This window comes from Dechloromonas denitrificans (assembly GCF_001551835.1).
Taxonomy (GTDB): domain Bacteria; phylum Pseudomonadota; class Gammaproteobacteria; order Burkholderiales; family Rhodocyclaceae; genus Azonexus; species Azonexus denitrificans.
The window spans coordinates 193,294-205,422 of the sequence record NZ_LODL01000019.1 but is presented as its reverse complement, the minus strand read 5'-3'; the positions used below and the strand labels follow the sequence as shown (position 1 = coordinate 205,422).

Sequence of the window (12,129 nt, the reverse complement as noted above, 5' to 3'; positions counted from 1 at the left end):
ATGTCCAAGCAATTTGACGTGCTCGTTATCGGTGGCGGTCCCGGCGGCTATGTTGCGGCGATCCGCGCTGCTCAGCTCGGCTTTTCCGCTGCCTGCTGCGAATCGAATCCCTATGCCGATCCGAAGGGCGAACCGCGCCTCGGCGGCACCTGCCTGAACGTTGGCTGCATTCCGTCCAAGGCCCTGTTGCACACCTCGCACCTGTTCGAGGAAGCCAATCATAGCTTCGAAGCCCAGGGCATCAAGGTCGGCAAGGCGACGATCGACGTGCCGGTGATGAAGGGCCGCAAGGATACCGTCGTCACCCAGCTGACCTCAGGCATCAAGGGCCTGTTCAAGAAGAACAAAGTGACCCTGTTGAACGGCCACGGTTCCTTCGTCGGCAAGGAAGGCGACCTGTGGAAGGTCAAGGTTGGCGCCGAGGAAGTACTGGCCAAGCAGGTCATCATCGCCACCGGTTCCAAGGCCCGTCATCTGCCGGGCGTGGCGGTCGATCAGAAGATCGTCATGGACAACGAAGGCGCGTTGAATCAGGAATCCGTGCCGAAGAAGCTGGCCATCATCGGCGCTGGCGTCATCGGTCTGGAAATGGGTTCGGTCTGGCGTCGCGTCGGTGCCGAAGTCACCGTCCTCGAAGCTTTGCCCGACTTCCTCGGCGCTGCCGATCAGGATGTCGCCAAGGAAGCCCTCAAGCTGTTTACCAAGCAGGGTCTGGACATTCATTGCGGCGTCAAGATCGGCGAGATCAAAACCAGCAAGAAGGGTGTTTCCATTGCTTACGAAACCAAGGATGGCAAGGCCGAGAAGCTCGAGGCCGACCGTCTGATCGTTTCCATCGGTCGTGTGCCGAACACCGATGGCCTGAATGCCGAAGCCGTCGGCCTCAAGCTGACCGAGCGCGGCATGGTCGAGGTTGATGGTCACTGCCAGACCAACCTGCCGGGCGTTTGGGCCGTTGGTGACGTCGTGCGCGGTCCGATGCTGGCCCACAAGGCGATGGAAGAAGCGGTTATGGTCGCCGAGCTGATGGCTGGCCAGGCCGGTCACTGCAACTTCGACACCATCCCCTTCGTCATTTACACCAGCCCGGAAATCGCCTGGGTCGGCAAGACCGAGCAGCAGTTGAAGGCCGAAGGCATTGCCTACAAGGCCGGCAAGATTCCGTTCCTGGCCAACGGCCGGGCACTGGGCATGGGCGATCCGTCTGGCTTTGTCAAGATGCTGGCCTGCGCCCAGACCGACCGCATCCTCGGTGTGCACATCATCGGTGCCAATGCTTCCGAACTGATTTCCGAAGCCGTCGTGGCGATGGAATTTGGTGGTGCTTCCGAAGACCTGGCCCGTATTTGCCACGCTCACCCGACGCTGTCGGAAGCGGTGCACGAAGCGGCGCTGGCCTGCGACAAGCGTCCCCTGCATTTCTAAATTCATATCGCCGGCAGTTGATCTGCCCTGGTGTCAAAAAGAGCCCGCAATGGGCTCTTTTTTTTTGGCTGCTTTATATTCATACTCCAGCGCGGGGGATCGTCGAAAAAAATCGAAGAGAGGGGAGTAGGGGATGTCGAGTATCGATGATGATTGCATTGCCTTCGTCGAGGACGAGCCGCTTGATCAGGGTAATGATCCGGCAGGTTTCTGGTCGATCCTGATTGTTGATGACGACGAGGATGTCCATCAGGCGACCGAGTTTGCCCTGAAGGATGTATTGGTTCTCGGCCGGCGCCTGAAGTTCCTGCACGCTTACGATAGCGATGCGGCGATTGACATTCTGCGTAGTGAGCGCGGCATCGCCGTGGTGCTGCTCGATGTCGTGATGGAGTCGGAGGATGCCGGCTTGCGGGCCGTCGGACGAATTCGCCGTGAGCTTGCGTTGGCCAATGTCCGCATCATTCTTCGGACCGGGCAACCGGGGTATGCCCCGGAGCTCGATGCGATCAGCAGTTACGACATCAACGATTACAAGACCAAGTCCGAGCTGACCCGCAACAAGCTTTATACGACGGTGACGGCGGCCATTCGCTCCTATGACCAGATTGAACGGCTCGACGCCAGCCGGCGCGGCCTGGAGCTGATTATCGACGGCGCCAATCGTTTCATTGCCGAGCAGGGGTTGCAGGCCTTTGCGGCCGGGGTGATTACGCAGATTGCCGCGCTGCTCGGCGTGCCGCCGGAAGGCATGATGTGCGCCTGTTCCGGCCCCGGGCAGGATCACTGCATCGTGCTGGCTGCGGCTGGCCGCTACCAGGGCCTGGTCAGTCACTCGCTGGGTGATCTGGGCGACTCTGCGGTCAGCCAGATGTTGACGCATTGCCTGCGGGAGCGCCGCAACCAGTTGGGCGAACGCAGTCTGGCACTGTTTTTCCAGGGGAGTCTCGGCCGCAATTTTGCCGCCTATATCGAGTCGACCGCAGCAATCCATGAAATCGATCGCCATTTACTAGAAGTGTTCTGCGCCAACATCGCCATATGTGGCGACAACGTCGGCCTAGTCGAGCGCTTGCGTAACACGGCCTATGTCGACCATTTGACCGAACTGCCGAATCGGGCAGCCCAGATCGAAGCGATCGATCGTCAAGTGCATCCGCCTGGCGCCCGGAGCAAACTGCTCGCTTTGATCGACATCGACCAGTTTTCGGAAACCATCGATGTCTTCGGTTACCGTTTCGGCGACTTGTTGTTGCAGTCCATTGCCCAGCGTCTGCGCAGCAGCCTGCCATCCGACGTTCATGTGGCGCGCGTCGGCGGTGACGTATTCGGGGTCTATGGCGTTGAAGACATCGTCAATCCGGTCGTGTTGCGGGAGATCCTGTTCGATCCCTTTGAAAGTGAAGCCGGCTTCCAGTCGGTCTCGTTCTCGCTCGGTTTCGTCCGGGAAGGCGAGGCGCCGGTCAGTGGTGCCGATCTGTTGCGCAATGCCGCCATTGCGCTGAAGCGGGCCAAGGTGGACGGCACCGGCAACGATGCCTATTACACGGCCGAGGTTGCCGTACAGACCCGCGAGCGGGTCAGATTGTTGCAGGATTTGCGGGCCGCTTTCGACAGTCGGCGACTGTTCATTGCCTATCAACCCCAGATCGATCTGCTCAGCGGCCGTGTGGTCGGCGTCGAGGCCTTGTTGCGCTGGCGGAATGACGAGGGACAGTTCGTTTCGCCCGACCAGTTCATTCCGGTTGCCGAGCAGTCCGGACTGATCGTCGGTCTGGGCGCCTGGGTGCTGCGCACGGCGCTGGGCGCCCAGCGCAAGTTGGCTGCTGCCGGCTTTTCCTTGCGGATGGCGGTGAACGTATCGGCCATCCAGTTTCGCCAGCCGGACTTCATCAGTCTGGTCGAGACCGCCCTTGCCGATACGCAGGTTGATCCGGCCATGCTTGAACTGGAAATTACCGAATCGGTGGCGATGTACGGTTGGGGGCAGGTCCAGGAGCGTCTTCAGGGCTTGAAGAAACAGGGCGTTTCGGTTGCCATCGACGACTTCGGGACCGGCTTCTCCTCGCTCAGCTATCTGGATCGCCTGCCGGCCGATTGCCTGAAAATCGATCGGGCTTTCGTTTCGGCGCTTGATTCGGACCAGTCGGGGGCGCGTATCGCCGAAATGGTGATCCAGCTCGGCAAGCGCCTCGGCATGCGCGTGCTGGCCGAAGGGGTCGAGGATGCGGCGCAGTTGCAGACGCTGATCGATCTCGGCTGCAACGAGGCGCAGGGCTGGTATTACGCCAAGGCGATGCAGGAAGATGAGTTGTCCGGCTGGCTGGCCAGCCGCCGATAGTTCCCGACGAGTCCCGCTTTCGCTGCGCGGGCCGGCCTGGCCTGTTAAAATCTGGTCATGCCGCACAAAAAACTGAACGTTTCCGCCCATGGCATGATGGATGCCTACGAGGCCCTGCTCGCGACGCGGGGCTATGTTGCCGATGCCGCCCAGATGGCCGCCGCCAGCGCACTGCAGTCGCTCTATTCGAACCTGCTTGCCTTCAAGGTCAAGCGGGGCAGTACGCTGAAGCGTCTGCTTGCACCGCCGACGCCGCCACAAGGCGTGTATTTCTGGGGCGGGGTCGGCCGCGGCAAGAGTTTCCTGATGGATTGCTTCTACGACTCGGTGCCTTACCGGCGCAAGCGGCGCATCCATTTCCATGCCTTCATGCAGCAGATCCATCGCGATCTAGAGCAGTTCAAGGGTGAGACGGACCCGGTGCTGAAGGTGGCCGAGCAGATTGCCCGTGACGTGCGACTGCTCTGTTTCGACGAGTTCCACGTTTCCGACATCGCCGATGCGATGATTCTCGGGCGCCTGATGGACGGGCTGTTCGCCAAGGGGGTCATCCTGGTGATGACCTCGAACTACCCGCCGGAAAAGCTCTATCCGGACGGCCTGCACCGCGAGAGCTTTTTGCCGACCATTGCTCTGCTGCAGAAGCACCTCAACGTCTTTGAAGTCGAAGCCGGTATCGACTACCGGCTGCGCGCGCTGGAGCAGGTCGAGATCTATCATCACCCGGCCGATTCTGCCGCCGAGAAGAAGATGCTCGACTACTTCCGGATGGTGGCCGGCGAGGAGGGTAAGAAGGGCGGCCATGTCGAGATTCTCGGGCGCCAGGTCGATACCGTGCGGCGCGGTCATGGCGTGATCTGGTTCGATTTCCGCACCCTCTGCGGTGGACCGCGTTCGCAGAACGATTATCTGGAAATTGCCCGCGCCTATCACACGGTGCTGCTCTCCCATATTCCGAAGATGACCCAGCACCAGGCCTCGGAAGCGCGTCGCTTCACCTGGCTGGTCGATGTCTTCTACGACCACAAGGTCAAGCTGATCGCAACCGCCGATTGTGCCCCGGAGGCGCTGTACACCGAGGGAACGCAGGCCTCCGAGTTTGCCCGTACGGTTAGCCGGATGACCGAAATGCATTCCCAGGAATATCTGGCCCTGCCGCATAACGCGAGCTGACCGTTGCTTACCGCCACGCTTCCGGAAGACCTGGCCATCGACCTGAGGCTGTTGGTGATGACCATCGCCCATGCCGTCGACCTGGTCGGTGTCGACGATGTGCTGCATGGCCGCCGCGTCGCCATGCTGGCGCGCGAGTTGGCCTGTCACATGGGCTGGCCGGAAGCGGAGCAACTGCTGCTCTACGATGCCGGCCTGCTGCATGACTGCGGTGTTTCATCGACCCGCGTCCATCGCCGGTTGGTCGTCGATCTCGAGTGGGCCGGGGCGGATGCGCACTGCGTTCGCGGTTACGACTTGCTGGTCGATTTTCCGCCGCTGGCACATCTGGCCAATATCGTCCGTTTCCACCACAGCCGTTGGGAATGGTTGCTGCAACAAAGCCTGCCGGACAATACGGCGCGCTTTGCCAACCTGATCTATCTCGCCGATCGGATCGACGTGCTGGCTGCACCGTTTCACGCCGAGCAGACCCTGTTGGCGCATGTCGAGGAAATTCGCCTGCGTCTGGCCAGGGAGCGTGGCCGGATGTTCGCTCCCGAGCTGATCGATGCCTTCATGGCGATCTCCGAGGGCGAGGCATTCTGGCTGGCGCTGCAGCCGGAGTGCGTGCATCAATACCATACGGACATGGAGTCCCATGGCGATTTGCAGATGGTCGGCTGGAATGACTTCAAGCGCTGCGCCGATATTTTTGCCCGCATCATCGACGCCAAGTCGCCCTATACCGAGCAGCATTCACGTGGCGTTGCCCGGCTGTCGCGCTACCTGGCCGAACGCCTGGGCCTGGATGCCGTCACCTGCGAAAAAATCGAGGTGGCCGGTTTGTTGCACGACATCGGCAAACTACAGATTCCCGACGAGATCATCGAGGGCCACGACCCGCTGACGCCGCATCAGTTCGACATCATGAAGGGGCACAGCTACGCCACGCTGCAAGTCTTGAAGCCGCTGCATGCGATCGATGAAATTGCCCGCTGGGCTTCTTACCACCACGAAACGCCGGATGGACACGGTTACCCTTTTCATCTCGGTGGCGATGCCTTGCCGCTGGCGGCGCGTATCATCAACGTCGCCGATATTTTTCAGGCGCTGGCCCAGGAGCGGCCCTATCGCAAGCCGATGTCGCCGGCGCAGATCATGACGATCCTGCACGAACGGGCGGCCAGCGGCCGGGCCGACGCGACCGTCGTCGCGGCGGTGGCGGCGGACCTCGCGCAGTGCCACCGCATCGCCCTGTGCCAGAACTAGCCCGGCATTTCTGACGGAGGCCATGCCATGCAAAGAATCCTGTTATTACTGAGCCTGTGGTTTGCCGCGCCGGTCTGGGCGCAGCAACTGGAAGTCATCGAACTGAAGAGCAAGAGCGTCGAGCAGGTCCTGCCCGTGCTGCTGCCGTTGGTCGAGCCGGGCGGTACCTTGACCGGCCTGAACAACCAGTTGTTCCTGCGTGCCTCGCCGCGCAACCGGGCGGACATCAAGAAGGCGTTGGCGGCGATCGATACGCCGACGCGGCGTTTGATCATTCGCGTCAGCCAGAACCGGCAGGCCGAGGACAGCGCCCGTGGCGGCGAGGCCAGTGGCCAGGTCGTGCTCGGCAGCACGCGGCGCAGCAATGTCGAGGCCCGGGTTTGGGACACCAAGAGCGTGCGCGGCGAAAGCGCCGCGCAAATGGTGCAGACGGTCGAAGGTGGGCAAGCTTTTATCCAGGTTGGCCGTTCCTTGCCGATTCCGATGCGCCAGGTGGTGATCGGGCCGGGTGGGGCAGTGGTCAATGAAACGGTGGTTTATCAGGATGTCGGACGCGGCTTCTATGCCGTACCCCGCCTCAACGGCGAGCGGGTAACGCTCGATATCAGCCAGCAGGCGGCCAGTCAGGGCGGCTATGGCAGTATCAACAGCCAGCGCTTGTCGACGACGGTTTCCGGGCGCCTCGGCGAATGGATAGAGCTGGGCGGCAGCGGCCGCCAGGCCAGTGGTAATCAGAGTGGAGCGCTCAGTCTTTCAACCAGCGATGCTCGTGACAATCGCTCAATATGGCTTATGGTGGAGGAAGTAGAGTGAGTGATCTGAAACGTCATATCGGACAAAAAGTGGCCTTGGCCACTGCCGTTTTTTGCGCCTTGCTGGCCCTGCCGGCCTTCGGCCTGTTTGTCTGGTTGTGGATGGAGCGCGGGCTGGCCGATACCTGGGTGCCGAGCGCCCTGGCCGCAGTCGGTTTTCTCGGTGCCTGCACCGTGGTGCTTTATGTCATCAGTCGGCCGCAACCACCGCTGCCGAATGAGGATGCTGCGGTCGACGGCTAAAAAACGGCAATTTTCAAAAAGCCGGTTCATTCCGCTGCGATAAGCCCTCCGCCATCGACCTGGCGGCGGTAGTGTGCGTATCATGGCCGCATATCTTCGCTTGTCGAGGCTGCCATGAAACGCCGTTTCCCGCTTCAGGTTCATATCTCAACCCTGTTCCTGATCCTGACCTTGCTGGTCGGCGGGGTGATCGGCGGCATCGGCTACAAGATCAGCCAGGATATTCTTGAATCGACCGCGGCCGAGCTGAGTACCCGCATCCACCGCGAGATGCTCGGTAATTTTACCGGCCTGCTGGCGCCGGCCGAGGTGGCGACCCGCCTGCTTGGCCTCAATGAGATCACGCAGCAACGAACTTTCGAGGGGCGCCTGAGCCAGCTCGATTTCATGCGCGAATTGCTGAATAGCTCAAGTGCGCTGACTTCACTGTATGTCGGCTATGAGAGCGGTGATTTCTTCCTGCTCCGGCGAGTGACGGAGGCGGCGGAACTCAAGTATTTTGCGGCGCCCGCGGGAACGGCCTACATCGTGCAGAGTATCGAGCGCGCCGAAGGTGGCAGCAGCGGCCGTTTCATCTATTTCGACGCGGCGCTGGTGACGCTGCGCAGCGATACACGCCCCGAGTATGCGGCGAAGTTCGATCCGCGCAACCGCGACTGGTACACCGCCGCCATGCGCGCCAGCGGCCAGATCAAGACGCCGCCCTACCTGTTCTTTACCTCCGGCAAGCCGGGCACCACCATCGCCAGCCGGGCCAGCAAGGGCGGCGCCGTGGTTGGGGCCGATATTGGCCTGGAAACACTGAATCAATTGCTTGCCGCGCAGAAAGTGACGCCTGGTACCCATCTGGTGCTGAGCAATGCGGCGGGGCAGGTCATCGCTGCCGATGACTTCAGCAAAGCTCTGCCGACGGTCGGGCAGGCGCCGGAGCCTTTGCATCTACCAAATATCCGGGACTTGGGCGTACCGGTGCTGGCCCAGTTCACGTCCGCCAGTTTCAAGCTGGATGAACAGGCCGCGCAAAACGGCGGGCTGACGCTTGATGGTGAGCGTTGGCACACGTCGATTCGCCCGTTCAAGCTCGAAGGCACCAATCCGCTTTTCCTGGTAGCGGCGATTCCCGATCAGGAGTTGATGGCGCCGGCTCACAAGCTGATGCATCAGCTGGTTTTCGCCATGCTGCTGGTGATCTTGCTGGCCATCCCGGCAACGCTGGCACTGGCGCGCCGCATTTCCAAGGAATTGCAGCAACTGGTCGGGGAGGCAGAATCAATCCGTCGCTTCGAGTTCTCGCATCCGATCGCGGTCGACTCGATGGTGCTCGAGGTCAATGAACTGGCGGTGACGATGGGCGTCATGAAGCGGACGATCCGGCGTTTCCTCGATATCAGCATGGCGGTCGCCAGCGAGAACAATTTCAGTCGCTTGCTGCCCAGTTTGTTGCGGGAAACCATTTCGGCCGCCGAAGCCGAAGCCGGCATCCTCTACCTGGCCGAGAACGATCGGCTGGTCCAGGCCGCCGCCATGAAAGCGGATGGGGCGCCGATGCTGGCCGAAAGCGCCGCGCTCGATCCGGCCTTGGCCGGGCCGCTGCTGAGTTCGGCCATCGCCTCCGGTTGCGCGCGGGCGGGCCTGCTCGGCGAGGCCGACCTCACGGCGCTGGGCGTCGCCGATGCGAGCTGCCTGCCCGGTAAAAATCATGCCATTGCCGTGCCGCTGCTCAATCGTCAGCATAATCTGGTGGGTGCCATGGTGCTGTTCCGGCTGAGCGAAACCGACCAGGCGCGCCTGCGTTTCATTGAGGCCTTGTCAGGATCGTCGGCGGTCTCCATCGAGAGCAAGGAATTGATCCATGCCCAGAAGGTGCTCTTCGAGTCCTTCATCCAGATGATCGCCGGCGCGATCGATGCCAAAAGCCCTTACACCGGCGGCCATTGCGCCCGTGTGCCGGAGCTGACCAAGATGCTGGCGAAAGCGGCCTGTGCCGAATCGAGTGGCCCTTACCAGGACTTTCAACTCGACGAGGAGGGCTGGGAGTCAGTGCATGTCGCGGCCTGGTTGCACGACTGCGGCAAGGTGACGACGCCCGAATATGTCGTCGACAAGGCGACCAAGCTCGAATCGCTTTACGACCGCATTCATGAAGTCCGGATGCGTTTCGAGGTGCTCAAGCGCGATGCCGAAATCGCTTGCCTGCAAGCCATTGCCGGTGGCGAGCCGGAAGCGGCGGCGCGGGACAGGCTGAGCGAACAGCTCGCAGCCCTCGATGCCGATTTTGCCTTCGTCGCGACCTGCAACGAGGGCGGCGAATTCATGGCGCCGGAAAAAATCGAGCGTCTCAAGGCGATTGCCGGCCGGACCTGGCGGCGGACGCTCGATGACCGGCTCGGCATCTCGCACGAGGAAAAGGCGCGCAAGGAACGCACACCGGCGTCCGCTCTGCCGGTCGACGAGCCGTTGCTGGCCGACAAGCCGGAGCATCGCTTCGAACGCGGGGTGCGCGACCAGATGCCGGACGATAATCGCTGGGGCTTCCGCATGCCGCCGCCGGAACTGCTCTACAACCGGGGTGAACTGCACAACCTCGGCGTGGCGCGCGGCACGCTGTCGGACGAAGAACGCTACAAGATCAACGAGCACATCATCCAGACCATCATGATGCTGACCCAGTTGCCGTTTCCCAAGCATCTGCGCCAGGTGCCCGAGATCGCCGGCGGCCACCACGAGAAAATGGACGGTACCGGTTACCCCAAACGCCTGCGCCGCGAGGAGATGAGTCCGGTCGCCCGGATGATGGCGATTTCCGACATTTTCGAAGCGTTGACCGCAGTTGATCGGCCGTACAAGAAAGGCAAGAAGCTGTCGGAGGCGATCCGCATCATGGCGATGATGAAAAAGGAACAGCACATCGATGGCGAGCTGTTCGACATTTTCCTGCGGGCCGGCGTTTACCGGGAATACGCCGAACGCTTCATGCGAGCCGAGCAGATCGACGAAGTCGATATTGAGGCTTTCGTCGGGGCTGCTTCGAACTGATCCGCCAGCCAGGGCGGGGGAGCCGGTCGGAAAGCGTCGCCCAGCCATTGCCGGCAATAAATAAATCGTGAACTAGACGACCGGTCTAATTTGTGGCAATCTTGTCCGCATGAACATTCGTCACGACAACACTCGGCAGCACGTTATCGATACCGGCAAGCGGATTATTGCCGGCAAGGGCTTTTCGAGTGTCGGTCTGAACGAAATCCTGAAAACGGCCGGCGTGCCGAAGGGCTCGTTCTACCATTACTTCGAATCCAAGGAGTTGTTTGGCCAGGCCTTGCTCAAGGATCATTTCGATTGTTACCTGGCCGAAATCGATGGCCTGTTGCACAACGAAGAGGTCTCGGGGCGTCAACGCCTGATGCAGTTCTGGCAGCAGTGGCGGCATTCGCAGTGTGCCGACTGCAGCGAGCAGAAATGCCTGGTCGTCAAACTGAGTGCCGAGGTGGCCGACCTGTCGGACGCGATGCGGATAACCCTGCGCGATGGCACCGACCAAATCGTTGCCCGCCTCGCCCAATTGATCGAAGCCGGTGTGGCGGACGGGTCGCTGCCGGCCCTGGCACCGCTCGCTACCGCCCAGATGCTCTACCAACTCTGGCTGGGGGCCAGCTTGCTCGGCAAGTTGCATCGCGACAGCAAGGCCCTCGATAACGCCCTGCAGGTTACGGAAAAGATTTTGTCACACTGAGTTGCCATGCATTGAACCGGCCGCCGTTGCCCGCGGCCTATTTTTTACCATTGTTATTAGACGACCGGTCTAATAAAGCATACGCATTTCCCACCCAGGAGAAGATCCATGAGTTCATTGTTCGATCCCATCAAAGTCGGTGATATCCCGCTCGCCAACCGCATCGTCATGGCGCCGCTGACCCGCAACCGTGCCGTCGAAGGCTTGCAGCCGGGTCCGCTGACCGTCGAGTATTACCGGCAGCGGGCGAGTGCCGGCCTGATCATTGCCGAGGCGAGCCAGATCAGCCCGATGGCGCAGGGTTATCTCGATACCCCGGGCATCTACACGACCGGGCAGGTCGCCGCCTGGCGCAAGGTGACCAATGCGGTGCATGCTGAAGGTGGGCGTATCGTGCTCCAGCTCTGGCACGTTGGTCGCATCTCGCACAGCTCCCTGTTGCCGGACGGCGCCGCCCCGGTTTCCCCGACCAATCGGCGGCCCGAGGCGATGACCTTTACCCGCGACGGTTTCGTCCCGGTTTCCGCGCCGCGGGCCCTGCGCGATGACGAACTGCCCGGCCTGGTCGCCGATTACCGGCGCGCCGCCGCCCTCGCCATCGAAGCCGGTTTCGACGGTGTCGAGGTACATGCCGCCAACTCCTATCTGCTCGACCAGTTCTTGCGCGACAGCGTCAATGACCGCAGCGGGCCGTACGGCGGCAGCATCGCCAACCGCGCCCGCCTGTTGCTCGAAGTGATGCAGGCGGTGGCCGGTGAAATCGGTGGCGGTCGGACCGGTGTCCGCTTCAGTCCGCTGACCACCTTCAGCGACACGCCGCTCGATAGCGATCCGCAGGCCCTGTTCAACTACGTCGTCGAACAACTGGCGCCGCTCGGCCTCGCCTACCTGCATGTGATCGAAGGCGAAACGGGCGGTGAGCGCACTCCGGCAACGGCCAAGCCCTTCGATTACGCGGCGCTCAAGCAGCGTTTTGCCGGTGCCTGGATGCTCAACAACGGCTACAACCGGGCCATGGCGCAAGCCGCTGTGAACGATGGTCAGGCCGATCTGATCGCCTTCGGCCGGCCCTTCATCAGCAATCCCGACCTGGTGCGCCGCCTGCGGGAAGATGCGCCATGGAACGAATTGCGGGCCGACAAGCTCTATGGCGG

The 12,129-nt window shown here is 61.6% G+C and carries 9 protein-coding genes; all 9 read left to right on the top strand.

Annotated elements, in window-relative coordinates:
- The gene (lpdA, locus tag AT959_RS08750; protein WP_066882607.1) at positions 1–1,425 is read left to right on the top strand and encodes a dihydrolipoyl dehydrogenase; all 1,425 of its coding nucleotides are present in this window, start codon (positions 1–3) and stop codon (positions 1,423–1,425) included.
- Between the two features lie 133 nt (positions 1,426–1,558).
- A complete protein-coding gene (locus tag AT959_RS08745; RefSeq protein ID WP_066882606.1) occupies positions 1,559–3,766 on the top strand; it encodes a putative bifunctional diguanylate cyclase/phosphodiesterase in 2,208 nt (735 codons plus the stop codon).
- Between the two features lie 57 nt (positions 3,767–3,823).
- A complete protein-coding gene (gene zapE, locus AT959_RS08740) occupies positions 3,824–4,939 on the top strand; it encodes a cell division protein ZapE (protein WP_066882605.1) in 1,116 nt (371 codons plus the stop codon).
- Positions 4,940–4,942: 3 nt separating this feature from the next.
- The gene (locus tag AT959_RS08735) at positions 4,943–6,190 is read left to right on the top strand and encodes an HD domain-containing phosphohydrolase (protein ID WP_066882604.1); all 1,248 of its coding nucleotides are present in this window, start codon (positions 4,943–4,945) and stop codon (positions 6,188–6,190) included.
- 27 nt (positions 6,191–6,217) lie between these two features.
- Entirely contained in the window at positions 6,218–7,003 is a 786-nt protein-coding gene (locus tag AT959_RS08730; RefSeq protein WP_066882603.1) for a secretin N-terminal domain-containing protein, read from the top strand.
- The gene (locus tag AT959_RS08725) at positions 7,000–7,245 is read left to right on the top strand and encodes a hypothetical protein (protein ID WP_066882602.1); all 246 of its coding nucleotides are present in this window, start codon (positions 7,000–7,002) and stop codon (positions 7,243–7,245) included. Before AT959_RS08730 ends, AT959_RS08725 begins: the two co-directional genes overlap by 4 nt.
- 114 nt (positions 7,246–7,359) lie before the next feature.
- The gene (locus AT959_RS08720) at positions 7,360–10,281 is read left to right on the top strand and encodes an HD domain-containing phosphohydrolase (protein WP_066882601.1); all 2,922 of its coding nucleotides are present in this window, start codon (positions 7,360–7,362) and stop codon (positions 10,279–10,281) included.
- Between the two features lie 109 nt (positions 10,282–10,390).
- Positions 10,391–10,975, top strand: coding sequence for a TetR/AcrR family transcriptional regulator (locus AT959_RS08715; protein ID WP_066882600.1), 585 nt, complete (start codon positions 10,391–10,393; stop codon positions 10,973–10,975).
- Positions 10,976–11,083: 108 nt separating this feature from the next.
- A partial coding sequence (locus AT959_RS08710) for an alkene reductase (protein WP_066883032.1) occupies positions 11,084–12,129 on the top strand: 1,046 nt, incomplete at its 3' end.